Annotated in this window: 18 protein-coding genes; 15 read left to right on the top strand and 3 right to left on the bottom strand. The window is 59.0% G+C overall.

The window, feature by feature from the left end:
• The first annotated feature begins 173 nt into the window (after positions 1 to 173).
• From QNM96_RS14130 to QNM96_RS14115, 4 genes are all read left to right on the top strand, one after another.
• A complete protein-coding gene (locus QNM96_RS14130; RefSeq protein WP_283837126.1) occupies positions 174 to 1652 on the top strand; it encodes a sodium:solute symporter family protein in 1479 nt (492 codons plus the stop codon).
• 191 nt (positions 1653 to 1843) lie between these two features.
• On the top strand, positions 1844 to 3106 hold the full coding sequence (locus tag QNM96_RS14125; protein WP_283837125.1) for a divalent metal cation transporter: 1263 nt from the start codon (positions 1844 to 1846) through the stop codon (positions 3104 to 3106).
• 116 nt (positions 3107 to 3222) lie between these two features.
• Positions 3223 to 4002, top strand: a complete 780-nt coding sequence (locus QNM96_RS14120) for a sulfite exporter TauE/SafE family protein (protein WP_283837124.1) — start codon at positions 3223 to 3225, stop codon at positions 4000 to 4002.
• A gap of 384 nt (positions 4003 to 4386) precedes the next feature.
• Positions 4387 to 5532, top strand: a complete 1146-nt coding sequence (locus QNM96_RS14115) for a succinylglutamate desuccinylase/aspartoacylase family protein (RefSeq protein WP_283837123.1) — start codon at positions 4387 to 4389, stop codon at positions 5530 to 5532.
• A gap of 144 nt (positions 5533 to 5676) precedes the next feature.
• On the opposite strand, the gene QNM96_RS14110 is transcribed toward QNM96_RS14115, so the two are convergent.
• On the bottom strand, positions 5677 to 6021 hold the full coding sequence (locus QNM96_RS14110) for a hypothetical protein (RefSeq protein WP_283837122.1): 345 nt from the start codon (positions 6019 to 6021) through the stop codon (positions 5677 to 5679).
• A gap of 307 nt (positions 6022 to 6328) precedes the next feature.
• Here QNM96_RS14110 and QNM96_RS14105 point away from each other — a divergent pair, with 307 nt between their 5' ends.
• From QNM96_RS14105 to QNM96_RS14090, 4 genes are all read left to right on the top strand, one after another.
• On the top strand, positions 6329 to 7411 hold the full coding sequence (locus QNM96_RS14105) for a glutamate-cysteine ligase family protein (protein WP_283837121.1): 1083 nt from the start codon (positions 6329 to 6331) through the stop codon (positions 7409 to 7411).
• A 423-nt stretch (positions 7412 to 7834) separates the two neighbouring features.
• The gene (locus QNM96_RS14100; RefSeq protein ID WP_283837120.1) at positions 7835 to 10750 is read left to right on the top strand and encodes a bacterio-opsin activator domain-containing protein; all 2916 of its coding nucleotides are present in this window, start codon (positions 7835 to 7837) and stop codon (positions 10748 to 10750) included.
• Between the two features lie 193 nt (positions 10751 to 10943).
• Positions 10944 to 11123 carry a hypothetical protein gene (locus QNM96_RS14095; protein ID WP_283837118.1) on the top strand — a complete coding sequence of 60 codons (180 nt, stop codon included), beginning with the start codon at positions 10944 to 10946 and terminating at the stop codon, positions 11121 to 11123.
• A gap of 356 nt (positions 11124 to 11479) precedes the next feature.
• Positions 11480 to 11647, top strand: a complete 168-nt coding sequence (locus QNM96_RS14090; RefSeq protein WP_283837115.1) for a hypothetical protein — start codon at positions 11480 to 11482, stop codon at positions 11645 to 11647.
• A gap of 125 nt (positions 11648 to 11772) precedes the next feature.
• On the opposite strand, the gene QNM96_RS14085 is transcribed toward QNM96_RS14090, so the two are convergent.
• Entirely contained in the window at positions 11773 to 14373 is a 2601-nt protein-coding gene (locus QNM96_RS14085; protein WP_283837114.1) for a S8 family peptidase, read from the bottom strand.
• Between the two features lie 556 nt (positions 14374 to 14929).
• Between QNM96_RS14085 and QNM96_RS14080 the strand changes: the two genes are divergently transcribed.
• Entirely contained in the window at positions 14930 to 17470 is a 2541-nt protein-coding gene (locus QNM96_RS14080) for a bacterio-opsin activator domain-containing protein (RefSeq protein WP_283837113.1), read from the top strand.
• Positions 17471 to 17864: 394 nt separating this feature from the next.
• A complete protein-coding gene (locus QNM96_RS14075; RefSeq protein ID WP_283837112.1) occupies positions 17865 to 18152 on the top strand; it encodes a hypothetical protein in 288 nt (95 codons plus the stop codon).
• Positions 18153 to 18388: 236 nt separating this feature from the next.
• Here QNM96_RS14075 and QNM96_RS14070 read toward each other — a convergent pair whose 3' ends face one another.
• Positions 18389 to 19534 carry a DUF4352 domain-containing protein gene (locus tag QNM96_RS14070; RefSeq protein ID WP_283837111.1) on the bottom strand — a complete coding sequence of 382 codons (1146 nt, stop codon included), beginning with the start codon at positions 19532 to 19534 and terminating at the stop codon, positions 18389 to 18391.
• A gap of 219 nt (positions 19535 to 19753) precedes the next feature.
• Between QNM96_RS14070 and QNM96_RS14065 the strand changes: the two genes are divergently transcribed.
• From QNM96_RS14065 to QNM96_RS14045, 5 genes are all read left to right on the top strand, one after another.
• Entirely contained in the window at positions 19754 to 20404 is a 651-nt protein-coding gene (locus tag QNM96_RS14065; protein ID WP_283837109.1) for a hypothetical protein, read from the top strand.
• A gap of 219 nt (positions 20405 to 20623) precedes the next feature.
• Entirely contained in the window at positions 20624 to 20755 is a 132-nt protein-coding gene (locus QNM96_RS14060; RefSeq protein WP_283837108.1) for a hypothetical protein, read from the top strand.
• Between the two features lie 249 nt (positions 20756 to 21004).
• Positions 21005 to 22894: a hypothetical protein gene (locus QNM96_RS14055; RefSeq protein WP_283837107.1), complete on the top strand. Its 1890-nt coding sequence runs from the start codon at positions 21005 to 21007 to the stop codon at positions 22892 to 22894.
• Positions 22895 to 23206: 312 nt separating this feature from the next.
• A complete protein-coding gene (locus QNM96_RS14050; protein ID WP_283837105.1) occupies positions 23207 to 25075 on the top strand; it encodes a hypothetical protein in 1869 nt (622 codons plus the stop codon).
• Positions 25076 to 25298: 223 nt separating this feature from the next.
• Positions 25299 to 25937 carry a hypothetical protein gene (locus tag QNM96_RS14045; protein WP_283837103.1) on the top strand — a complete coding sequence of 213 codons (639 nt, stop codon included), beginning with the start codon at positions 25299 to 25301 and terminating at the stop codon, positions 25935 to 25937.
• Positions 25938 to 26106: the final 169 nt, after the last annotated feature.

Genomic DNA, 26106 nt, shown 5'->3' with positions numbered 1-26106 from the left:
AAGGAAATAATTGGAGTGTTTATTTATACACATTCACTGAGTATTCAACTGCACTTTATTTCCGGGTCCGTGGTGGATGCGTATCACGGCTCCAATGATGATTCGACCGCACTATTGGAACGCTGGAAACGAGAGTCCGAAAGCAACCGCGGGTTGGGCGATAGTAGTCTCCGATGGTTGACCTCTTGAATCCAGTCCTGTTGACGATGGTCGGGTACTTCCTGCTGACGCTAATCGTCGGGATCTGGTTCGGTCGAGGAGCAAGCGAAGGGTACGTGCAATTTACCCTGGCCGGAAGAAACCTGAGCCTGCCGGTCTACATGATGACGTACTTCGCGACGTTTGCCGGTAGCGGGCTGACGATGGGGGTCGCCCAGGATGCGTTCCTCCAGGGGATCAGCGCCCAGTGGTACGCGATGACCCAGGGACTCGCCTGGATGACGATGACCGTCTTCATCGGCTACATCTACACGTTCGAAGTCGTGAGTGTCCCCGAGTTATTGGGACGGGTCTACGGCGACTACACGAAATACTTCGCGGCGGCGTTTACCATCATGGGTCAGATCGCGCTGACTGCCGGGCAGGCGATCGGGATGGGGTCGGTGCTGGCGGTCGTCACCGGCGTCGACCTGTCCGTCGCCTTCTGGATCAGCGTAGCCGTCTTCATCGGCCTCACGGCCTACGGCGGGATGAGCACGGTCGCGTACACGGATACGCTTCACGGCGTCGTCATCATCCTCGGCACGATCATCGCGATCCCGATTGCCGTGTCGAACGTCGGCGGCGTCGACGCTATCGCGGCTGACGTGCCGGAGGGGCATCTGAACTGGTTCGGCGTCGGTCTCGTCCAGATCGGCACGTGGTACCTGATGTACCTCACCGTCGCCGGCGCACAGCAACAGATGCTCCAGCGAACCTGGTCGGCGGGGAGTCGCAAGATCGCGATGATGGGCACGTTCCTCGCCGGAACCGTAATCACGGGATACGGCATCCTCACCGCGGCGGCGGGAATGATCGCCAACTCGCAGGGCGCACAGATCGAATCCGAAATGGCATTCGCCTGGACCATCACGAACACCCTTCCGGACGTGTTCGCCGGCCTCCTGCTCGCGGCCGCCGTCTCCTCGGTTATCACCGGTGCAGACTCGTTCCTGTTAGCCGGCGCGACGAGTTTCATCAACGATCTCTACATCCCGGCTCGTGGCGGCCGTACGGGTCTCTCCGACGACCATCTCGTCCTCGTCATGCGATTAACTATCATCGTGTTCGGCGTCGGAGCCGCGCTGATCGCTCTGAGCGGCATCGAAATCATCGTAATCAACACGCTCGGCATGGGTATCATGTCCGTGTTGTTCGCCGGACTGGTGATGTTGCTCTGGAGCGGTACCGTCCGTGAGGCCGGGCTCCCGGCCTTTATCGTCGGTGGAGTCGTGTTCGCGATCTGGGAGTTCTATCTTGGCTCTCCCGAGCTATTCGGGGAGGGGCAGGTCGAACCCGCCGTCCCTGCGACGGTAGCAGCGCTCCTGACCCTCTGGCTCGTGAGCGTCTTTTACGACGGCGAACGGTTCGACACTGACGATGTCCGTGAACTGGCGAGCGAAGACATGGATCGACTTACTGCCGATGAGTTGGTGTCCGAAGACGAAGACTAGTCATCCAAACACCCCCTTCAGCTGAGCGAGGAACGATTAAATTGTTGCTGGATGTCGGCTTGCCTGTGAACGCCAAAGACCCATTCGCCTGCGAATCAAACGATCATATCGTTCCGATCACCCGTCTTTCGATCGGGTGATCGAACTATATCGAATTCTCACTCGAGAAGCTGGTAGTCGCAGGTATCACTATGAGTACAATCCAGGAAATCTACGGTCGAACCCTGACGGAGTTTGCACGTAAATACGGACTCGCGTTCGTGATGGTCGCGAGTTACTTCGGATCGGGGTCGGTGTTCATCGCCAGCCAGGCTGGAGTGATACACGGATACACGTTGTTGTGGGCTGTCGTCGGAGCCGCCCTTCTGGGGTTTGTGGCACAGGACATGAGCGCACGCCTCGGTATTCACGGGAAACCGTTGATGATTTTCGTCAGACAAAAACTCGGAAGATCGGCAGCGACTGCTATCGCAATTTTTCTTTCGATCGGGTGTCTCGCCTGGACGGTCGGTCTGGTTGCCGCCGTCGGAGCGGGGGTTTCGTTTCTGACGGGCGGCGTCGTCGGCTGGCAACCGATCGCGGTCGTCGCGACGGTGTGCGTGATCGTTGTTGGCCTCCTCGATTACGACATCGTTGAGAACCTCATGATCGCGATGATGCTCTCGTTACTGGTAGTTTACGTTGCCGTCGCACTCCCGAGCGGTGCAGATCCGGGTGCTGTCGCGCTCGGATTCGTTCCGACGGCGACATCCGTCGATGCACTCGTCGTCGCAGCAGGGGTACTCGGGACGACCGCACTCTGGCCGAATTTCTTTCTCGAATCGATCCTGGTTCGACAGAAGGGATGGAGCGACCAGAGCGATGTCGAAGATGCTCGGCGAGACCTCGTGATGGGGTACGCGGTCGGCGGACTGACGACGATCGCGATCCTGATCGTGGCCGCCGCGGTGTTGCGTCCAATGGGATTTACAGAACTCGAGTCGTTCATCACTCCCGGCGAAGCCCTCGTTGAAGTGATGGGGACCTGGGCGATGGTGCTATTCGTCGGCGGCGTAACGGCCGCCGCGTTCAACAGCATCGTCCCGATCATGTGGACGCCGGCCTATCTCATCCCCCAGGCGATGGGGTACGATGTCACGAAGGATGATAGATCGTTTCAATCGATCTTCATCGTCCTAACCGGGATCGGAATCTTCTCCCCGTTGATCAGTTCGCTGCTCGATCTGTCGGTCGTCGATATGGTCATCCTCTTCCCGACGTACAACGGGATATTCGCGCTCCCTCTGGCGACGGTGCTTCTGTTTTGGGCTGTAAACGACCGAGACACGATGGGTGAACACCGCAATACGCGCCGACTGAACACGATCAATGCCCTGTTGGTTATCTTGGCGATCGTCCTGGCCGTCTTCGCGGTCCAGGATTTCGTCGAACTTATCACGACGGGTGGATTCTGACTGTGCTCCCTTCCGCATCAATTATCACCGTGCCTGACAAGTCCCTGAACGGAACCCTCGTCAGTTCGCCTCACTCGGCAAACCAACCGCGTCCGGTGTGATCTGACTCCTCACTCATGGTATTCACAACGATGTCGATTACGGTACTGGTCGCACTCGCGATCATCGCTCTGTTCGCCGGTATCGGAATCACGACGATCGGCCCGGGCGGAATCTTCGTTACCATCGCGCTGTACTCGCTCACGCCGCTCCCGTCGGCCACGGTCGCCGGCACCGCCCACGCGACGTTCATCGCGACGGGAATCGTCGGAACACTCGCCTACATTCGTTCCGGGGAACTCGGCGGAGACGACGGTCGCCAGATGGCCGTGGTCCTGAGCGCGACGAGCATCGTCGGCGCACTCGCCGGGGCCTACCTGAACGCGTACGTCTCTCGAGAACTCTTCGGCCTTCTGCTCGGCGGCTTTGCCGCGCTCGTCGGTGCGGTTCTACTCTATCGCCAGCAAAACTCGCTCGACCGCTCCGTCGGTATCGACGGTTCCCCATCGGTCGGCCGACTCGAGTTGGGCGCTCTCGGCGTCGGACTGGGCGTCTCGAGCGGGCTCATCGGCGTCGGCGGCCCCGTACTGGCCGTTCCGGCACTCGTCGTGATCGGGGTTCCGATGTTGCTGGCCGTCGGCGTCGCACAGGTCCAGTCGATCTTCATCGCGGTGTTCGCAACGTCGGGATACCTCTCCTACGGTGCCGTCTCACTGCCGTTCGTCATCCTCGTCGGGGTACCCCAACTCATCGGCGTCGTCGTGGGGTGGCGAATCGCTCATCGGACCGATCCCGAGCGACTCAAAACGGTTCTCGGTGGCGTGTTGATACTCGTCGGGGTCTATCTCGCGATCTGACTCCTCCAATTCAACTCGATTTCGACGGTGCCCCGGTTTCGACAGTGGGGCCGAGACGTTCAGTACGTCCGCGGTGGACATCGAGGACGCCGAAGGAGGTCCGGACTTATGGCCGATCTCTCGAGAGATTACCATACCGAAACGTCATCACGGTCTTCTCGCAACTCAATTTGCAACGATAGCCGTATTGAAGCCGACAGTAGTTACGTTCTACTATCCGAATTCATCTAAGAGGTCGTTGTTATTTGCTGGTCACGAACAGCGGTCGGCCACTGGGTCCTCGAGAAAAGCGACGAGGGCAACCGTATACGACCAGCAATCGGGGTCTTGTACCCGCAGGCCGAACCTCTTTTGGAACGCTCCAAATCGGTAGAACGCAAGACCATGGCAAAAAACGCTACCCCTTCGGAGACAGTTTCGATCGACTCTCCTGACAAATCCAGGACGGTGAACCCCGGGGAAAAGCGACACCTCGAGCACGAGATCGGAGAGAATTACTTGAGTCAGTCCGTCAAAATGCCGGTGACGGTTATCAACGGCGACCAGCCTGGACCGCGGCTCTTTTTGTCCGCCGCCGTCCACGGGAACGAAATAAACGGTGTAAGAGTCCTCCAGCGGGTGGCTGATCGGTACGAGCCGAACGAAATTCACGGAGTACTCGTCTGCATTCACGTGGCCAACGTGCCGGGCTACGAAGCCGAGGAGCGATACCTTCCAATATATGACCGCGACCTGAACCGCTCGTTTCCGGGACTATCCAGCGGTTCGGAGGCGTCCCGCATGGCGAAGGCGATTTATGATCAGTTCATCGGTCCGTGTGACTTCGGTCTGGACTTTCACTCCTCGACGCGGAACAAACTCGCGTTGATGCACGCGCGGGCGGATATGGACGACGATGGCGTCTCTCGACTCGTCGACGCGTTCGGGTCCGAACTGGTTCTGTCCGGGGGCGGGTCCGAAGGATCGTTGCGGCGGGAAGCAACTAAAGACGACGTTCCGACGGCCACGATCGAGATGGGCGAGGAGGACCGTTTTCAGCCGGTCCTCATCGAACGGGCGGTGGGCGGCGTCGAGAACGTCATGGCGGCTCACGATATGTTACCGGAGACGGAACCGGAGTCATCGGGGTTCCTAAAGGTCCTCGAGGACGGCGGCGAAAAGCAGTGGCTTCGCGCTGATACCGGCGGACTGGTAGAGATGAAGTGGGGCCCACATCCCATCGTCGACGGCGGAGAGACGGTCTGTGTCATCTCGGATCACTTTACGCGGGAGAAACGCGTCGTCGAAGCACCGTACACCGGTCTGTTGATCGGTATTCTTGCGAATCCTCGAGCCCTTCCCGGTCGGCCGCTCTTTCATCTGGTCAAACTGTCCGAGGACGAACGCGAGGCGGCCAAATCGACGTTCGAAGATATCGGGTTCCAGGCCCAACGAACGTTCCACTGGATGGGCGAGGCGGGAGACGACATCGTCGAATCAACGCTCGACGCCGGCGAGGAGGCGGGCGAGAGGGAACCCGAAGAGAAGTGATGAGAAGAGAGAACTAGTTGCCACCCTCGAGTCGGCGTTTGGACGGCAAATGCGGACAGTCATCTCCAGTTCATACCTTCTGACGAGTCTCGGCTCCGTACCGATCCGAAGACGGCTCCGATTTTATCAGGATGACAGATGGAATTAGCGATCTGTATTCGTTCGAGACAGGTACTGCGTTCCGTGATCGTGCCCGCCGATGGTTCGCTCCACGAACCGTCTGGTATCGTCCGAAAACAGCACGATCTCGTCGCGCCGTGTCTGTATCGGTGAATCTCCCCTCGGCGAACGGAGCGTCGCGATCACGGTCCACATTATTGCGGTCGCCAGCGCTCCGACCGCGGAAAGCGTCATGCCCATCGTGCCGAAGGTGAACGCGTAAACGCCACCAACGGTCATGCTCGGGATACTCGTCCCGAGCGGAATGCGCGCACTTACGTCGCGGATTGTCGGGGCGAGAAACAGTACCGAGAGTCCACTTCCAATCATGAATATTATATCTTGCCACATCATCGTATAATATATTACTCGGGTTTGAGTAAAAAGTCTGTTGGTGGATTTCATTTGTAAGGGATGAATTTCAAGAGTTTCAGAGCCTACTGACCGTTTTCAGGGTTCATCAGGGACAGAAATGAATTCACAGTTGGCACATTCAAGCAGTGACGTTTCTAAACCCCCATCCTAACTATCACTCGTCTTCGTTCCAACAGAATGGGATCTCGTGCGATGTGGGTGCAGTCTTCGGTCGGCCGAATATCGCCTGCATCGGAATAACCGACGGTAGTAACTGAATCCAATGCAAAAAAGCATAGAGGTCGAGTACTGGGTAACCGATCGCGATGGGGTCCTCACGCGACCCGGCGAACTCACAGACGTTTCAGCGTACACCGAAGCGGAGTTCGTCGATTGTCTATTCGAATTGAAAACGCCTCCGTGCGAGTCAATCGATGAACTACGATCGACGGTAATCGAACAGTTAGACGCAGTCCTCGAGCGAGCGGCGGAACTCGACAAACGACTCGTCCCGCTGGGAACGCCGATCAACTGCGAATCGATGGATATGAAGACCGACGAACGAGGGCGGATACAAAAACGAGTCGTCGGATCGGATTTTAAGTTCGCAAAGTACTGCGCCGGGACGCACGTTCACTTCGAACAGCGAAACGTCACCGACCAACTCAACGCGCTCATCGCCCTCGATCCCGCGCTTGCACTCTGTAACTCCTCGCCGTACTATCAGGGCGATCAAATCGCCAGCAGCGCCCGAGCCTATCTCTATCGAAAAGGCTGTTACCAGCAGTTCCCGAAACACGGGCAACTCTGGCAGTACGTCGATACCGTCGCGGAGTGGAACCGACGACTCGAGACCTCACTCGAGGAGTTCAAAGAGAGCGCGAAAGAGAGGGGGATTTCCGAAGCGAAAGTCGACGCTCACTTCTCGACCGACGACGCCGTCTGGACGCCCGTCAGACTGCGCGAGGAGATGCCGACGGTCGAGTGGCGGTCACCCGACGCGACGCTGCCGAGTCAGTTGCTTCGACTCGTCGGCGAGATGAACACCATCATGGAGGAGATTCACCATACCAACGTCCGCATCGGGGAGGGAACCGGCGAGTGGACGGCCGAGGAAATCGTCCTCCCCGAATTCGAGCGACTCGACGAGTACGCGAAAGCGGCCATGGTCGACGGACTCGAATCGACCGAAGTCTCTCGGTACCTCGAACGAATGGGGTTCCGTGTCGAGGAGTACGATCCGCTCACAGCGGATTTCGAGACGAAGGGGCAGGTTCCACTCGAACGCGCTCGAGAATTGCGACTTCGAAACGCGGAGCGGTTGATACGGGACGTCGAATCGTTAAAATCTGCCGAATACGAGTGAGTTCGCGACGTGACGATACCGTTCGTCGATCGAGTTCCGAACGGCAGAATCAGTCTACTTGCGTTTCTTCCAGCGTTTTATCAGCAGAACAGGAGAATACCTCGGGGTCGTTCGGAAATCGGAGATTTCCGTGATCAAGCGAAGCCGAAGGCTTCGCGGACATCGCGGATTCTGGCGAGACGTACGTCTCGCTGACCTCGCGGGAGCAAAGGTCCCGCTTAGCTCTGATTCGCTCAGTCACGAAAATCAAAGATTCTCGAACGACTTGACCCCGAGGTGATTACTTGAACGGTGAACGAGACGATATCCCTGCCACAGCGAATTACGCACCAAGCAATTATCCGTTTCCGTTCCAAAAATAAGATAGTATTCCTGTTTGTTGTATGTTATATTTATGCCCGTGGGATACCTCTAGAGTCCTATATGGGCGTTACTTCACCTCGAGTCAACGACACGTTCTTCGAAGAGGTAACCGCAGTGATCACCGAATGTGTCATCAGTTTCGAGCGGGGTGGTGCCATCGTCTTTGTCAATCGGGCGGCGGAAGAGTCCCTCGGATCCGCTCCCGGAGAACTGCTCGATCGGTCTATCGAAGAGTTAGTTCCAGCCGAACAGTTACTGACGTTCACTCAACTCCGCAATCAAGTCGCAGTAGAGAAAGAAAGAGCAACCGGCGAACTTTCGCTCCGTCATGAAAACGAACTGGAAGTTCCCGTGTGTATTACCATATCACTGGTGGAAAGTGACGGTCAGGAGCTGTTTATCGCTAACTATCGTGAACGATCTGTCCACGTCGAGCGAACCGAATACGAAGAACGACTCGCAGCGATCAACGAGGCGAATCGCCGATTCGCCGCCGCTGAAACGCCGACGGAAATCGCTCGGACGGTTATCGATGTGGTCGAAACGGTCCTCGAGCGATCACTCGCGGCGGTGTGGCTCGGTGGAGACGACGGTAGTGACCTTCGTGCAGTGGCCGTGAGTGAGGGAACATCCGGAGACTCCGATACCGACAGAGCGGAATCCCCCGATTCGATCACGCCCGAGATGGCCGAGATGACGAGTTACGAGGACGAAACAATGGCCGTCCTCTCGAACTACGGCTCACTGGAAAACACGGCACATCCGGAACTGGGACTCGAGGCGCGACTCGTCGCCCCACTCGGCAAACACGGGTTGCTGACCGTTGGATCGACTGACGCCGACGATCTGAACGTCCCTCTGCAGGAACTCATCGATATTCTCGCGAAGAACGCACGTGTAGCGTTCGATCGCCTCGAGAGCGAGCGACTGATCCGCCAACAGTCCGGGGCTATCGACGCGGCGATCGACGGAATGGCGATCACGGACGAGGACGGCGTGTTCACGTACATGAACGACGTCCACGCGGAACTGCTCGGCTACGAGACTGCTGACGTATTTATCGGGCGAAGCTGGAAACGTCTCTTCGGGGCAGCCGAAATCGCACGAATCGAATCGTCGGTTCTTCCTGCCGTACGGGAACACGGTTCGTGGCGGGGGGAGGCGGCCGGCAAATGTGCAGATGGCAGTGAAACGATCGTCGAAATGACCCTTTCCGCTCTCGATGACGGCGGAACCGTGTGCATCGTTCGCGACATCTCCGATCGGAAGTCACAGGAGCGCCAGCTCGAGTCGCTCAACGCCGTCGCCCGGAAACTGATCAAGTCGGACGACAGCGAGGAAATTTACCGGATCGGTATCGAAGCAGTCGAGGATGTTCTGGGCTTTGAAAATGCCTGCCTCCGACTGTTCGACACCGACTCAAATCGTCTCACATGCGTCGTCTCCACGGACGGAGCCCAGGCGTTGCTTGAAACTCACACGGCGTACGATCTCGAAGCGACACTCGCCGGTCACGCGTTCCGAAGCGGGGAGATGACCGTCAATTCTCCGCCGTCCGACCGTCTCTCACATCAACAGACGACCAGCTATTCGAGTTTCCACGTCCCGTTAGGGGAGTACGGCGTGATCAGCGTCATCTTACAGCGTGACGAAGAGATCAGCGATCGCGATGTTCGGCTGTCAGAGATGCTAGCGGTCAACGTCAGGACGGCGATTGCTCGCGCTGAACGGGCACGGTTACTCGAAACCCACGAGCGCGAGGCACGCCAACAGCGTGACCAACTCGAGACGCTTTACCGTATCAACACGCTCGTCCAGGAGATCGGACGGCGGCTCATCGAAGCGACGACGCGCGAAGAACTCGAGCGGACTGTCTGTGACCACCTGGTAAACTCCGATCTCTATCACAGCGCGTGGATCGGCGACATCGAAGCGACTACCGATCGCGTCACGACTCGCATCGGATCGGGGATCACCGACAGGGATCTCGAGGCGATCAACGAGATGTCTATCTCGAGTATCGGAAACGGGTCCGTCGAACAGATGATCGAGACGGACTCCGTCGGAGTCGTCAGACACTACCAGCTCGATGGACAGTCTTCGGAGACCGATTCCGACGACCCCGTCGAGGGAGTTCTGTCAACGGGTGCGATCCCCCTCACGTACGGTGATCGGCTCCTGGGAGTGCTGGTAGTGAACGGAACGGGAGAGGACGTCTTCGGCGAGGAAGCGATAAACGGATTCGAATCGCTCGGCAAGGTAATCGGGTTCTCGATCAACGCGATCCGGAACAGGACGCTGTTGCTGTCGGACTCGGTGATCGAACTCGAGTTCGTGGTATCCGACACGCAGCTATTCTTTCTCGAAGTCTCCGCGGAACTGGACTGTGAATGTCGGTTCGAACGAGCGGTACCGATCGAATCTCGACAGATCCTCAACTACCACACGATAACGGGGGCCGATCCCGAGCCGGTTCTGGAAATCGCAGCCGCTTGCGAGCAGATCGAGGATGTGCAAGTACTCTCGGAAAGCGACGAGAGCTTCGTGCTGCAGACGCTCACGTCGGAGTCGATCTCTCACATCGCGCTCCAGAGCGGCGCGACCTTGCGATCCGCCCGCGCTGCAGACGGCGAGGTACACGTCGTTCTCGAGGCCCCGACGACGGCAAACGTTCGCGAAATCGTCTCACTGATCGAGGAATCCTTCGATCGTGTGGATCTGCTGGCAAAGCGAGAACACGATCGCTCGATCGAAACGGCGGATAAGTTTCGACAGGCGCTCGATGGAGCGTTGACCGAAAAACAACGCTCGTCGCTCGAATCAGCGTACGCGTCGGGATACTACGATTGGCCTCGAGCGATCACTGCAGAAGAACTCGCCGACTCGATGGGGATTTCCTCGTCGACGCTTCACCAGCACTTGCGGAAAGGGTTATGGAACCTGTTGTCGGCTTACCTCGAGGAAGGACGCGAGTGAGGAACGAAACCGAGTTTCACGGGGGCTTTGATTCTTACCGCCGGCCATTGAACGGCTTGCTAACGTATGTCGGTCTTCCCTATCGATGTAGTTCGGCGTGAAACGGTTGGTCACAGATGTCGTAAAAACGGTTACAACGCGGGGACGATCCGACTCCTTTCGAGAATCACCAGCGCGTATCGAACACAGAATCATGCCATCACACGACAGCTACAACGACCCGCATTTCGACTTCGAGGCCGACCAATCGAACGTTCGACCGAGCGTCGTCGCCTATAGCGCCAGGGACGGACGCGTCATTATATACGACAAACGGCATCGAACGGCCTGGATCAGTTCGACGTGTGCGGTTCCGCTCCAGAACACATCATGAATCGGAGACTCCTGGCCGTTCGGTCGTCGCTCAGGATCTCGAGTGTGTTAACGCAGTAAACGACGGGAAAGACGGTCACGGTACCGTTGGAGCCAACTGTTTCCCAATCACCCCGAGATGCACCGCAGCTTCGACTGGGGTTTACGAGTCCGCTGTTCGCCTTCTCAGATGGACCAGCACCAGCCGGCTGTGACGGCCGGATCGATCCGACCTGCGTAAGGACCCGGTTGAACGGAATCGAACCGTCGTTCGGGCGGATAGGAAACCGGCGTTCGACGCCGGACGAGAAAGCGCCCATCGATAGTGGTCCCCCGCTGTGACGGCCGCGCGAGAACACCTGCAGAACATATAGCTGTATGACGACACACATCAAACTCCATGGAACGAAGGCGGATCGATTCGAAGAGGTCAAACTCGAGTTAAGCAACCGAATGGGTTACGAACTGAGCAATCCGGAAGTGCTCGGACTCCTGATGGCGGGACTCGATTCGGACGACCCGGAGGTTAGCAAATACCGGCCCTGATATGGACTCGTGGGCAGGGAATTCACCCCTAACCCGGCGTCGAGAGGAGACAGACCGTTTGCTCGACGGGACACGCCGGAGACTGCGTTCCTATCTGTCGTTCGAACCACACTACCATCCTGGTGTTAATCACCCAACATCACTCGCGTCGTTTCTTCGGTCGTCTGTTCGAAGTAGTCGATTACTCGGATCGTAACGTCATACTCCGTCTCGCCCTCGCTCCCGTCCCGGTCCGTGAGCGAATCCGTACCAGCCGCTTCGTCGTCACGCGCCATCGAACTCGCGGAATCGACGACCGAGGAGTCGCCGACGAGCCGCATCTCGAGTTCCACGCCGTCGAGTTCCGCGCCCTCATCGGAGACCTCCCACTCGACGACGGCCTCGGGTGAACCGAGGAAATCGTCGGCGGTAATTTCGAATCGATCGATAGCAGGTGCCGGGGATCGTTCGTCGAGTTCGATACGCTCCGTCTCCTCGGTAACATTCCCCTCAGCATCGGTAACCGAGAGCGTCACGTCGTAGGCCTCGCCGGCCCCCTCGAATCGGTCGCTGTTTCTGACCGTGTGGATACCGCTCTCTGTCCCCCCTTCGACCTCGGCTCCGATCCGATGAATAACCTCCTCGTCGTCCGCATACTGAAGTTCGGTCGCGACGAGTTCGAGCGCGTCGTCCCGGTCTGAAACGTCCCAGTGGACGTTACACCGAACGAACTGATCCGTACTATCGTCGGTGAGTTCAAACCGCTCGATCGTCGGCAGCCCCGGTTCCGGATCGGTTTCGACCGTCGCGACATTGCCGGTCGCGGTCTCCCCATCACTCTCGACCACCGCCTGGATCTCGTATTCGGTTTCGGGCTCGAGGCCCGAAATATCATCCTCGAAGATGCCAATCGCCTCGAGGGAGCTGGAGTCGGTTGTCTCCCACTCGTCGTCGCCTGCACGCCGAGTTTGAAAGGCCACCTCGACGGTCTCGTCGTCTCCGAGCCCCGTTAGTTCCCCGACTGCCTGTACCGTTCTGTGATCGTCGACTTCGATATCGCCGGTTTCGACGGCGAGACCGTCGATTCCAGTCGTGAACGTTACGACGTTTGCGGCCGTGGTCTCGTCGCCGTCGTCGAGGGTTGCACGGACGTCGTACTCGGTATCGGGGTTCAGCTCGTCGACCACCGCGGTAAACTCCTCGCCGCCCTCAAGCGATTGTGACTCCGTCTCGTCCCACTCGGAACCGCCGGATTCGCGCCACTGGAAGGAGCCGTCGACGGCACCGGTATCCTCGAGTGACATGATCATTCCTGTGAACGTCGCGGTGTTCGTCCGGATATCGGTGACGTCTTCAGTGCTGATGGGGTCGAGTTCGTCGAGGGCGTCGAACGCGTTCAGCAGACCGTATCCCTGCTCGTCGTCGTCGAAGTCGAGATCTTCTGCAGTCTCACGAAGGATCCCGCGAACGCCGCCCGGATCGTCGAAATCCGTCGTGTCTTCGGCGTGGGGAAGCCCCTGGCTCATCAGTTGGGCACCGATGCCGGAAATGTGTGGCGTTGACATGGATGTCCCGCTCAGGTAAACGTACTCGTCCCCGGGTTGCGTCGACAGCACGTCGGCTCCCGGCGCGACGAGTTCTACGGTGTCGCCGCGGGCCGACCACTCGGGAATCTCGTCGCGGTCGTCCGTCGCGCCGACGGCGATACACTCGTCGTAGCCCGCCGGGTAGTCGACTCCAGCCGCGGAGCCGTCGTTGCCGGCCGCGGCGACGACGAGCAATCCACGTTCGTAGGCGTATTGCAGGGCATCCTCGAGCACCTGCGCCTCGTCGCTTCCCCCGAGACTCAGGTTGATGACATCGATATCGTTGTCAGCGCACCATTCGATAGCGGCGGCGATGTCGGAATCGTATCCGGAGCCGTCGCCCGCAAGGACCTTGAGCGCGTATATATCGCATCCGGGAGCAACACCGACGACACCGGCTCCGTTGTCCAGTGCACCGATCGTGCCGGCACAGTGGGTTCCGTGACCGATTTCGTCGTCCCACTCTGCTTCACAGGTGGACCCGCTACACTCGGTGAACGCCTCACCGTCGGCCACCTCGAGACTTTCGTGTTCGGGGTCGATGCCGGAATCGAGGACGGCAACGGATCCGCCGTCACTTCCCTCCGTGCTGTCGTGAAAATCCGTCGCCCCGACCCGTTCGACGCCCCAGGGAGACTTTTGCCCCGTCCCGAGGTCTACGGTGTCGGCCGGTTCGACCGTGCTGTGAATCTGCGGTCGACGGATGTGGTCTCGTTCGACGTATCTGACGTCCGATCGCGCCTCGAACTCCTGGCGCGCCTTGTCGTCGAAGCTGGCGACGACGACGCCCCCGTTCGAAGAGAGATCGAGCGACCGGTGTATTTGTGTTGCCTTCCGCGAGACGCTGGCGCTCGAGGTCCCCTCCTCGAGACCGACGACGTACCGGTCGGTATCGGCTTCGTCCGCTGTCCCGTCGCCAGTTGCGGGAGTGATTCCGAGGACACTCGCGAGACCGGTACCGAGCACCCCGAGTGCGTTTCGCCGTGAGATCCCTCGATGGGCTATCGACACGAAACACACGAGAAAGGGGACGACTGCGGTCGTGAGACTCCGTTTCATCGAATCGACACAACGTGGAACCCAGTCTAACATCCCGCGATTGCGTTGATTCGTCCGGGTAGATTCGTCGCCGTCCGAGTGGATGCTTCCCCGTTCGGTCATGTTCTTCACCGTGGCTTCGTTCAGCCACGGGCTTAACCGGACGCACTACGTGAATAGTCCCCGTCGACAGCCGAGCCGATTCGAATAGTGGCAGGTTTCATATAAGAGGTTCTATTCACCCACTCGAGTTCATCGATAAGAAAAACGAGAACGCGCAGAATAGAGCCGGCGAGTGGCCAACCCGGCCGGCGACGGTAGGCTACAATCGGGAGACGGTATCCACCCAATGTACATCGGTTCGCGTACGCTGACAGCATAGGCACTGACTTTCTCCGTTCGTAACGCCACTGAATACAGTGATAACTAGTCCCACGATATCCCGCCACCTCATAGGGTCGGTTGTACGTCATTTCCGGCCAGCTACCACCCCGCTCTGGCGACTGACCGGTAAACAGGTACAACCGACCCGATCAAACCTCAAGAGCACCCTGCCGAAGAAACCCGGATAAACGGCTCTCGACGCCCCGACGGTGTGCTCAACGCTGGCGCACCGCTAAGATAGAGACGACAAGTTCCGACGCTAGTTGAGAGTAGAAGATCATGTTCCTAAATCGCGATGAACAGTACGACACCAACTGATGACGGCCGACCTGCCGGTGGGCCCATACGGGTCCTTTTCGTCGATACGAACGAGGCGTCGATCGAAGCCGCGACGACCGTGTTCGAAGACGAGTTCGATATCAGCGTGACCGTCGCCTCTAGCGAAACGGAGGTCCGTCGCTCGCTTGAGTGGACCGACTGCGTCGTCAGCGAAGTTCGCATGCAGGAGACGAGCGGGCTGGACCTCCTTCGAACCGTCCGCAAATCCGCTCCCGATCTCCCGTACATTATCTTCACCGAAGCACGTGCTGACGACCTCGTTAGCGAGGCCCTCTCGGAAGGAGCGACGGATTATCTGTGGAAGGGATCCACCGATCTCGGATTTCGGTGGTTGGCGTCGAGAGTGGCGGCCGTCGTTGCTCGCCGCCGCGCGAGCGAGGGCGACCGGTCGGTATCACGAGGTGCTACCAGTTCCAGAAATGTCGTCGAGGGAAGCAGTTTACTAGACGAGTCGCTGGTATTCGACGCCGTCAGTGAGAGTTACGCGGAATTACACGGATACGCTCCCGAAGAGTTGATCGGCAAATCGTGGTCGATGGTGTTTCCGAACGACGAATCCTGCCACTACGAACGTCTCGTCAAGCGCGTGCGATCGTACGGCGGAGCGATCGACGAGTCGATCGCCGTCCGTCCCGACGGGCAGCGGTTCCCGGTTCGAACGTCGATCAGTCGAACTGACGGTAACAACTACGTGTGTACCGCGACGGCTCTCACCGAGGGTTTCGATACCGGAGACGATAGCAACGAGGGAACCGACGACGAGATAGCGCGATACCTCGCCGGACTCGAGTCACTCGTCGGGTCGAGTGTCACGAGAGAAACAGTCCAGGCGAAAGAGATCTGTGAGGCCGTCGTCGAGGCGATCAAAGAGACTCGAGGCGCCGCGTACGTCAGCATCTACCTGTACGACGAGTCCGAAGATGCGCTCCGTCGTCGAGCCGTGAGTCCGCGTTCGAAGAACGGAGCCACCACCATCCCGCTCGAGGACGCGTCGACACCCGAATGGACAGCGTTCATCGACCACGACCCGGTTCTCGTTGCCGAGTTGCTGCCCAGACCGGCGACTCCCGTATACGATCCCGAACGAGCCCGTGGCATCGTCGTTCCGGTCGGAACACACGGAATTCTTTGTGTCGGCACTACCGACGGCGATCGACGGTTGTCGTTCGATCACGCGCTCATACGCCTCTACGGAGCCATCGGAGGGAACGCGTTAGATCGTCTTGACAGCCAACGGCAGTTGGAAGCGTACAACCGGCAACTCGAGGCGACGATAGAAACGAACGAACAACTCGACGAGACGAACGAACTCGTTCGACACGTCGGTCGAGTAATTCGAACCGCGTGGACGCGAGACGAACTCGAGCGACGAATCTGCGAGGAAACTATCGCGAACGACCGGTACTCGTTCGCCCGAATCGCCGATCGTCAGAGGGGAGGTGAGAAACTACGCGAACGGGCGTCCGCTGGATCCGAAATGCGATACCTCGAGAGCATAGAGCACGATGGCAACACCCTCCTCGACGACCGCGAACCGACGGCCCGTGCGATCCACACCCTCGAATCGCAGGTCGTTCAGCATCTCGTAGTGGACGCGGCCGACGAACGGTGGCGTCAGAGCGCGATCGCACACGGGTATCGGTCCGTCATCGCCGTTCCACTCGTGTTCAAAGAGCGAAGATACGGCGCACTGGCGGTGTACAGCGAGAACGCTGACGCGTTCGGTGGGCCGGAACGCGAGCTATTCGAGGAACTCGGGCGGTGGATCGGTCACGCCGTCCACGCGATAGCGACCAGAGCCGCCCTCGTTGACCGAGGCGGCATCGAACTCGAGTTTCGGGTCAGCGATCCCGAAATCGAGTTCCTCGAGTGGACACGAGAAACGGAGTGTACCTACGAGTTCGAGTCGGTTACATCCCGGCCCGATGGCTCGATTCGCGAGGTATTCACCATCGATGGGAGCTCCGTCGGAACGATTCTCGAATTGGCGGGTCGGTCCCCGGCCGTCACAGCGACGCATCTCGTTACGGAACGGGGTGAAAAACGCCTGTTCGAGTCTACACTCACGGAAGAGAGCGTCGTCGCTCGCCTGCTCGAATACGGAGTCGTTCCGAAAGTGATCACCGCAACCGATGGGGTCGGCCGTCTGGTCGTCGTCCTTGCGGAGTATGCCGACGTTCGCGAATTCGCGGACGTATTCGACCGCATGTACGCGGATTCGACGCTGCTCCGTCGGCAGGATCGCGAGTACGTCGATCAGACGAGCTACGGGTTTCTCGCGGAACTCGAGACGGCGTTAACGGCGAAACAGTTCGAAGCCCTCGAAACGGCGTTCGCGAGCGGTTATTTCGATATCCCTCGAACCGCCACCGGAGAAATGGTCGCGGGTAGTCTCGGTATTAGCCAACCAACGTTCAACCATCACCTCCGTGCTGCCCAGCGAAAGCTGTACGCGATGTTATTTCCCGACGAGACGAACGAGCCAGGCGAGCGATAGCGGATGGGCCCGTTCGACCTGGAAGATGAAACGAATCGGCGTATCGTGATATCGGAGGAAAGAGGCGAGCCTGGTCCCGATCTATCGGGTAGCCGCGTATCGACCGCTCTGTACTGAATTCGTTCGTTCAGGAGAGCGTTGATGCCGACTACACCCCGACCAACGGACCTAGGCCGCACTGCATCCAACTACATAGGCAGACAACTCTCGCTAATGCGTGTCGATTGTGAAGGTATAGTACCCAATGAGCGTCATCGAAATCCGCTTCTGCGCGCGAGTGGGCGGACGGCGCTCGAGTGGTACTATACCGGTGATGGACGACTCCGTGGCTTCACCTCTCGGATGATCATAACTTCCGTCGCCGCACACGCCACCGACCGACGATAGTCCTCAAATGACTACCGACGATAGTCCTCGAGCGACGATACCGGCCGATCACTGGCGGGCGGGATGCCGTTCGCCCGTGGTCGATGCGATTGCAACGGACACGATTACCACACTAACAATGACCTCGCACATCAAACTATACGGATCGAAAAGCGATCGGTTCGAAGAGATCAAAACAAGCATGGAACAACAACTCGGTTACGAGCCATCGAATCCCGAAGTTGTCGGGCTCATCATGGCCGCCTACGAAACCGAGGAGAACAACGCGCTCCAGGTCGACAATGCACTCCTGTGAGACCTGCGGGACCGAGCTCTCTCGGACGTACGTTCGCGTGCTGGGGGACAACCAGCAGGGAGTCCGCGAATGTCTCCACTGCGTGCGCTCGAGGCGATGGGAATAGCGATACCGACGCCGCTCACTTCGAATCACTGACGCCGATTGATATAAGTTACCGAACACATTCGCGGTGAGCTACCACACCAATTTCACTCACCCTCCCACCCACAATTGCGATGAGTTACCAAACACAGTCACCGCAACTTCCAGAACGCTCGTCGATCCGCTCCTCCCTCCCCAAAGTCGAACACCCAGTACAGCTCGGAAATCCCCTCCTCGATCTGGTAGGCGACTTTCCGATCGGACTCCTCAGCATCTTCCAGAACGTCATCGTCGAAGCCCTCGAGCGCCCTCACGACACCAGCCGCCTGCTCGTAACTGTAGCCGGACTCGTCTTTGAGCTGGGCTTGCTCCGACGAGAGGGTGTACTCGCGTCCGCTTTCGTTCTCGAACGTGACCCCGACTGCGACGATTTCGTACCCCTCGTCGGACTGCATGAATCCGCCGAGGTTGTTTCCGTGCTCGAGGCCCGTTACCGCGACCTCGAGGTCGGCCGTTTCGACGCCCTGAGAAAAGCTGAGCACGTCCCCGGTCAGGTCCTGTTCGATCGTCTCGGGCGAGTCGGCTTCCGACTCGAGGTCGAGGACGTACTCCTCGGTCTCCTCGCCTATCTCGAGGTCGAGGACCAGTTCCTCGGCGTCCTCATCGACTTCGTAGAGGAGGTTCCCGCGAGCGACCTCGCCGGGTGCGAGTCGGAGGTCGTCAACAAATGCCGTCCCTTCGCCGCCGTCGGACGGTTCCTCGCCGGTGCCTGTCGCTTCTCGTTCGGGTACCCTTACGTGTTCGTGGCGCTCCCCGGTTTCGTCGGCGAGTTCGATTGTTAGCCGATCGTCGACCGTTGCGACCGGCTCATCGCCGACGTACTGCAGAGCGAGGTCGACGACTGCAAACGTCGTCCCATCGCTCGCCTCGAGCAGTTCGTTCTCCGATCTTGCTACCCTCGCGTTTGATCCCGCTACCCCCGCGTTCGGTCCCGACGACGGTCCGCTCGATCCCATACCCACGTCGTCCACTCGATCGAGCGCGTAGACGACCAAGCGGAGGTCGTCCGCCTCGAGGAGTTCCCCGATTTCAACCGTTGTCGGTTCGTCCGAATCGGCTGATTCGTCCGTCGGTTCGGTTTCACTCGTCGAAGCGGAGGGTTCGTCCTCCTCCACAGACGGGTTCTCTGTGGCCGGTTCGCTCTCCGATCCATCGTTCTCGTCACCGGCACAGCCCGCGAGGACGAGCGTTCCACCGACGACCAGAGAAAGATATGTTCGACGATCGATCCGGTCCATGGGCGAACCCGGTTGCGGACCGGCAAATACGGTGGGTGAAAACTACCGCCGAACCGGGAAGAAACGAGGATAGCAGGGACAAAACTCATTATGCGGAGCCAAAATCCTCCCGGTGAAATCAGATCCCACACGGGGCGAAATCCAAACGACGAACGGATCGACCCGTTTCTTCGACCGCCCTTCATAGCCCGTCCCCGCCTGGTCGTCGTATCGACACTGATGACAGATCATTGCACCTACTGCGGCGAATCGCTCCCAGACAACGAGTACGAGGACCACCTTAGACGCGAGCACGCCGACGAACTAACGACCATCGATAAGCGTCGTCTGAACGTCTCGTCCGAGAACTCGAGTCGGCGGAATATCCGCCGCCGAAACGTGGCGCTCTATACGGGGGTCGCCGTCGTCCTCGTGTTATTCGTGCTCGGATACAGTACGGTCTTTCTAGGTTCGGAATCGGCCGCGAGTTCGGCCGTCCACCAACCAGACATCTCGAGCGAGATACACGAACACGGCACGATTGCCATTTCGATCGACGACGACGCCGTCGCGTTCGACGATCCACAGTACATCGAACGCGACGGTTGCTTTCACTTTCACGACTCCGACGGCGCTGAAGTCTGGCACACCCACTGCGAGGACGTGACGATCGAATACGCGCTCGAAACCCTCGAAATGGACGTGACGACGGATCAGTTCGTCGTCGACGGCGAGACGTTCACCGAAGGCGACGGGGATAGCGTCGTGGTTGCCGTCAACGGCGAAGCGGTCGATCCACAGACGTACGTCCTCGAGGGCGTCGAATCCGTCGAGGATGCGAGCGCTGGGGGTGGTGACAACGTCGAAATCGTCGTCGAATCGGGTGCGTGACCAGTTCCTTCAGGGAACCAACGACTGGTGTGGCTCGAGAATACTGTATCCGAACATCCGCTTAGCCGAACATCCGCTGTTCGATACGGAACGGAATCTCGTCCACGACCACCGCCGCCCCCCGAATCGGCGCGCTTTTTCACCGTCTCTATACGAGCCCGCCCGTTCTCGAGGGCGTATACGCCGCGGCGCTGGCGAGGCGTGACGAAGGTGAACAGAATGATCGAACTACTTGATCCGGTGTGTATCGGCTGTGGCGGGACTTTCGAGTGGAACGGCTCGTATCACGGGTATTACTGCGGTGACTGTCGCCTCGAACGCGGTGAACAGCGCGGTCAAGAGCGGACATAAATCGTAGTAGACCGGCAGTTCAAATTTGATCGGTGAATTGAACCGGATCGATCGTCCGGACACCGAAATGGAGTCCAATCACGGAACCGACCGTCCAGTGATCTGCGCGTCCACCCCCAACCGGCGGCGTTCCCCGCGATCCTTCCCCACCCTTCGTCGTCTCCTTTTGGGTAGGTCAAGCGAATAGCCCGTTGTCTAGAGACCTATCCGATCGAAACCGACGGGTCGGCTAGATAGGAGAACCGGAATATGTTAGATCAACTTGGTGTCCTCGCGTTAGCCGCCCTTCTGGTGGTCGGTGGCGTTATCGCCGCTAGCGGAGCCGTCCCGACCGGTAGCGACGAGACCGTCGTTTACACCCTCGACGACGAGCGATGTGACGTGAGCGAACACCTGAACGAAGACGTCGATATCACCAGTGAACTCGCCGAGAGCGAGCGCCAAAGTGAAAGCGACCGTGATCGGTCGAACAACGATCACAGAGAGAACGAACACGAACGAGACCTAAGCGAAAGCGACAGCGAACGCGACAGTTCGAGCGAACTCGATGAGACCGAACGCGACGTCAATGAACGCGATAGCACTCACGAAAGCGAGTACGACCGCGACGGAACCGAGTCCGAAGTGAACGACCGCAACGAACAGCGCGATGCCAGTAGCGAGCGCGACGCGAGCGACATCGACGAACGTGATCACTCCGTCAGCGAAACCGAGATCGACGATACCGACGTCGAAATCGACGAAGACGAACGTGAGAGCGAACACGATGTCAGCGAGAGCGACGCGACCGACTCGAGTTCCGACAGCACGCACAGCGAGGACGATTCGAGCGCCAGCGAACGCGCCTCCGAGGATAGCGAACGGGGAGCTAACGAAAGCGACTTCGAGACCGACGAGCGAGAGGAGGCAACGGACGAAAGCGACCGCGACCGTTCCGAGAGCGATAGCAACTACGACGACGCGGAGCGCGACTCGAGCGAGAACGAGAGCCGCGACGTCGAAACGAGCGAAACCGAACGCGGCTCTGACGAACACAATATCGACGACAGCACCGTCGAAGAAAGCGAACGCGACGTCAGCGAGGGCGAACTCGACGAGCGCGAGAGCGAGAGTGACGCCAGTTCAAGCGACGAAAGCGATCGGTTCGTGAGCGACGGCGAATCGGAACGGATCGACGAAGACCGGTTCGACCGCGGCGACGACACCGACGCCTCCGAGCAGTACGAGGGCGAGAGCGACGGTGAGAGCGAGGAGGCGGACTCGAGCGAGCAACACGAAAGCGAAAGCGATAGCGAGACGAGCGAAACGGACCGTGCGGAGAGCGAAGCCGATTCCAGCGAGACCGATCGGAGCGAAAGCGACCGAAACGACTTCACCGGTGAATCGTTCCTGGACGAGGCCCTCGAGTCGTCACTCGAGGAAAGCGAGAGCACTCGAGGGGGTGACGAGAGCGGCGTCGAGCAGGGAGAACGCAACGCGAGCAGCAACGAAAGCGAGCGCTCTCAGAGCGAATCCGCCGGCGACGAACACGCCAGCGACAGCAGCGACGCCGAGAGCGAGCACCGCGATCAGCGCGTCGACTCCACCGACAGCGACGAAGAGCGTGCCGAGAGCGAGCACGCCGACCGCGGCAGCGAAAGCGATCGGACCTCGAGCGAACGCGACGGCAGTACGTACTCCGACGAGCGCGACGAAAGCGACCGCGACCGCAGCGAGCGCACGGACTCCGAACTCGATACCGAAAGCGAGAGCGACACGGGGACCGACGAACGCGAGGATCGAGACACCGAACGCGAGCGCAGTAGCGACCGTGACAGCAGCCGCGACGAAAGCGACCGCGACCGCAGCGAGCGCACTGACGACAGCGAACGCGAGAGTCAACGCGACCTCAGCGAGAGCGATCGCGACCTCGAGACGCGCGACAGCGATCGGAGCGACTCCGACAGCGAGAACGAAAGCGAACGTTCCCAGAGCGAACGCGACGAGACCGAGCGTGAACAGACGACCGACTCCGATTGCGAGACGATCTCCGAACGGTTGATCGTCACCGGTGACAGCATCGAGGAACTCGAGCGCAAGGGGATTATCTCCGAAAACAGCGACGGCACCTTCGACGTCGACGTGAGCAAACTCGAGTAAGAAGACACCGAAAGCGCGTGTCCGTCACCCACGCCATTTTTGATACTGTTGGCTGTACGTCGTTCACAATTCTCGTCGCCCCGAAGATGCAAGAATCGTCACATAGTTACAGCCGACAGTATGAGAGGACGTAACCAACCAGCGACAGTCGATAGCGGGCCGTTCGGGACTGATCACCCCCAGAAGACCCTATCTATCCCGTATCTCCCCGGGGCTTCGTCTCCGGTTTTTAAGATACCCGAGCAGAGGTTCCAGTGACCTACGGCATAGGTTTCGAGAGTAACGATGAGACAGAAACTAACAGTCATCACAATGATTGGCCTCCTTGTATTAGCCGGCGTGGTTGGCGTGAGCGGGGCGGCTGGCGCAAGTTCCGGCCAAGCCGCGATGCAAGTGGACGATCGGTGTGACGAAGGAGAACACGTTGACGACAGCACGATGTCGTCAGCCGACGAGGACGAACGGGAGTACGAAAGCAGTAGCGACCGGGATCGCACGTCGAGCGATGACCGCGAGCACTCGAGCGATTCCGATCTGAGCGAAAGCGACAGTTCGAGCGATAGCTCGAGCGACATGGACGAGCGCACGTTCGACCAGAGCGACCGTGACAGCTCGAGCGACAGCGACGTCGACCGGGATCAGAGCACTTCTGAAGTGAACGACCGCGATGAACACCACGACGCTACCAGCGAACATAGCGTCAGCGACATCGACGAGAGCGACCGCTCCGAAAGTCAAAGCGAGATCGACGACTCCGACCTCGAGATCAACGAAGACGAGAGCGACAACGACCGCGACGTCAGTGACATCGAGGATAGCGAGTCCAACTCCGACAGCACCCACAGCGAGAGCGACTCGAGCGCGAGTGACAGCACGTCCGACGCGAGCGACTCGAGCTCGAGCGACAGTCAGAGTGACTCCGACGAAAGCGACAGTGCGTCGGACGAGAGCGAAAGCGACCGTTCCGAGAGCGACATCGATTACGACGACTCCGACTTCGACGTAAGCGAACGCACCGCGAGCACCCTCGACAAGAGCGACAGTCAGAGTGACTCGGACGAGAGCGACATCGACGAGAGCGAAAGCTCCGAGAGCTCACACGACGTGAGCGACTTCGACACCGACGAAAACGAAAGCGACTTTGACGAGAGCGAATCCAACGAAAGCGAAAGCTCCGAGAGCGAGAGCGAATCCGAACACGACGAACGCGACGCGAGCGACCGCGGACAGAACGACCGCGACACCTTCGACCGAATCGACAGTGACAGCGACAGCGACTCCGATGAGAGCGCACAAAGCGACCGCGAAACGAGCGAAAGCGATCGAAGCGTGAGCGAGAGCACCTTCGACGAATCGGAGCGCGACGAGAGCCAGAGCGAACTCACCCAGAGCGACCGCACGAGCTCCGACAACGAGAGCGACTACAGCGAGAACGACGATGCCGAACTCGACGCGAGCGAGACCGACAGACACGGCTCCGAGAAGACCGCCGACGAGAGCGACCGAAAGATGAGTACGTCCGACAGCGATCGAGTTCACAGCGAATCGGAGAGTGACCAGAACGAAAGCGACCGCAGCGAATCGGAGAGTGACCAGAACGAAAGCGACCTAGAAACCTCGGATACCGACGACGAACGCACGAACAGCCAGTTCGACGAAAGCGAAAGCTCCAGTGACCGCACGTACAGCGAGAACGATCAAAGTACGCTCACCGACGAGAGCGACATGAACGAGAGCGATCGCAGTGAAAGCACTGACTCCGCGCTCGACACCGAGAGCGACAGCGACACTGGCGTCGACACGATCAAAAACAACGACGTCGAACACGAATCGAGCAGCGATCAGGACAGCGAGTCCAACGTTAGCGAGACCGATCGTAGCGAGAGCAGCGACGACAACGAGTCCGAAAGCAACCTCGACCGGACCGACAGCGAGAGCGATACCGAGACTCGGGACAGCTCCCGAACCGACTCCGACGCTGACTCCGAGATCGAGAGCTCTCAGAGCGACAGCGACGAGAGTAGCTACGACGAATCCTACGATTCTAACTGCGGCCACGGCGACGATGCAGACGACGAAGACGACAACGCGGACGATGACGACGACGCAGACAGCCGCTCTAGCGTGACCTCGAACGTCGGCGCGGCAGTCGACAGCCTCGTGTCCCTTATCATCGGGTAACGACGCGACTGCTGACCAACCAATCTTTTTTAGCCTCACTAAATCAGCGAACTCCTGTGATTCCACAGCGAGCGAGCGGACAGGTAGTGTGACCCGAACAAACTATCGCGGACGGTCCGCGGACAGAGTTCAGTGGCCTTCCTCCCCGTAACTCCCCGAAAATCCCCCATTCGCGACTGTCTTTCATCCGCTGTTAACGACGGTTCCAGTACAGTGAAAAGCTATGAAACGCCGAACACTGTTGGTAGCCGGTGGAATTGTCCTCGCGGGCTGTACCACCACGAACCCCGACGAGGATACCGGCGGAGCCGAAGCTGCTGCCGAGAACGAATCGGACGCCGGAAACGAAACCGAAGACGAAGAGACCGAAGACGAAGAGACCGAAGACGAAGAGACCGAAGACGACGACCTGACCGACGAGGAGATCATCGAGCAGTTCAAATCGACCCTCGAGGACCAAGGGTTCGAGCGGGTAGACGTCGAACACGCCGACGACCGGATTAGTCTCAGTTACGACGCGACAGGAACCGAGGAGAGCGACGTTGCCGCCGAAATCGAGTTGATTACGGACGGTTACACAACCGTCGTCGAACAGGGGGTATTACCGACGCACCTCGAGGCCGCTGCGTACGATCCCGCCGAGGACAGGGTACTCGATTCGTTCACGATCGAAACCGAACTGGTCGAGACGTACCTTTCGGAGTCACTCGAATGGCACGAGTTGCTCGCTCGGATCGGGGAGACGTTCGTCTCGCACAGTCATGACGAGGAGCCGGAATCAGACGACGAGCAAGACGGCGACAACGAAGAGAGCGAGGAAACTGAAGATTCCACCGGTGGCGAAGAAACGGCCGACGGGTAGGAACGACGACAGTAGCGAGTCGAATCCCACAGTCATGCACACCCACGCTGTGGGACTAACCCCGACTCGGATACAAGTATTTGATGTGCGATTTCGCGGCGGGTGTGATCGTGCTATCGTCTCGACCGACTGTTTTCAGTGACGCATCAAATACTTGTATCCGAGTCGG

It is taken from the genome of Halostagnicola sp. A-GB9-2 (genome assembly GCF_030068615.1).
Taxonomy (GTDB): Archaea; Halobacteriota; Halobacteria; order Halobacteriales; family Natrialbaceae; genus Halostagnicola.
This window is presented reverse-complemented; position numbering and strand designations above follow the sequence as displayed.

What these genes read in the sequence shown, in the direction of transcription:
- QNM96_RS14080 (WP_283837113.1), top strand. Translation starts at nt 14,930, where the DNA reads ATGAACAGTACGACACCAACTGATGACGGCCGACCTGCCGGTGGGCCC.
- QNM96_RS14090 (WP_283837115.1), top strand. Translation starts at nt 11,480, where the DNA reads ATGACGACACACATCAAACTCCATGGAACGAAGGCGGATCGATTCGAA.
- QNM96_RS14130 (WP_283837126.1), top strand. Translation starts at nt 174, where the DNA reads ATGGTTGACCTCTTGAATCCAGTCCTGTTGACGATGGTCGGGTACTTC.
- QNM96_RS14100 (WP_283837120.1), top strand. Translation starts at nt 7,835, where the DNA reads ATGGGCGTTACTTCACCTCGAGTCAACGACACGTTCTTCGAAGAGGTA.
- QNM96_RS14075 (WP_283837112.1), top strand. Translation starts at nt 17,865, where the DNA reads ATGACTACCGACGATAGTCCTCGAGCGACGATACCGGCCGATCACTGG.
- QNM96_RS14120 (WP_283837124.1), top strand. Translation starts at nt 3,223, where the DNA reads ATGGTATTCACAACGATGTCGATTACGGTACTGGTCGCACTCGCGATC.
- QNM96_RS14115 (WP_283837123.1), top strand. Translation starts at nt 4,387, where the DNA reads ATGGCAAAAAACGCTACCCCTTCGGAGACAGTTTCGATCGACTCTCCT.
- QNM96_RS14045 (WP_283837103.1), top strand. Translation starts at nt 25,299, where the DNA reads ATGAAACGCCGAACACTGTTGGTAGCCGGTGGAATTGTCCTCGCGGGC.
- QNM96_RS14050 (WP_283837105.1), top strand. Translation starts at nt 23,207, where the DNA reads ATGATTGGCCTCCTTGTATTAGCCGGCGTGGTTGGCGTGAGCGGGGCG.
- QNM96_RS14065 (WP_283837109.1), top strand. Translation starts at nt 19,754, where the DNA reads ATGACAGATCATTGCACCTACTGCGGCGAATCGCTCCCAGACAACGAG.
- QNM96_RS14125 (WP_283837125.1), top strand. Translation starts at nt 1,844, where the DNA reads ATGAGTACAATCCAGGAAATCTACGGTCGAACCCTGACGGAGTTTGCA.
- QNM96_RS14095 (WP_283837118.1), top strand. Translation starts at nt 10,944, where the DNA reads ATGCCATCACACGACAGCTACAACGACCCGCATTTCGACTTCGAGGCC.
- QNM96_RS14105 (WP_283837121.1), top strand. Translation starts at nt 6,329, where the DNA reads ATGCAAAAAAGCATAGAGGTCGAGTACTGGGTAACCGATCGCGATGGG.
- QNM96_RS14085 (WP_283837114.1), bottom strand. Translation starts at nt 14,373, where the DNA reads ATGACCGAACGGGGAAGCATCCACTCGGACGGCGACGAATCTACCCGG.
- QNM96_RS14110 (WP_283837122.1), bottom strand. Translation starts at nt 6,021, where the DNA reads ATGATTGGAAGTGGACTCTCGGTACTGTTTCTCGCCCCGACAATCCGC.
- QNM96_RS14060 (WP_283837108.1), top strand. Translation starts at nt 20,624, where the DNA reads ATGATCGAACTACTTGATCCGGTGTGTATCGGCTGTGGCGGGACTTTC.
- QNM96_RS14070 (WP_283837111.1), bottom strand. Translation starts at nt 19,534, where the DNA reads ATGGACCGGATCGATCGTCGAACATATCTTTCTCTGGTCGTCGGTGGA.
- QNM96_RS14055 (WP_283837107.1), top strand. Translation starts at nt 21,005, where the DNA reads ATGTTAGATCAACTTGGTGTCCTCGCGTTAGCCGCCCTTCTGGTGGTC.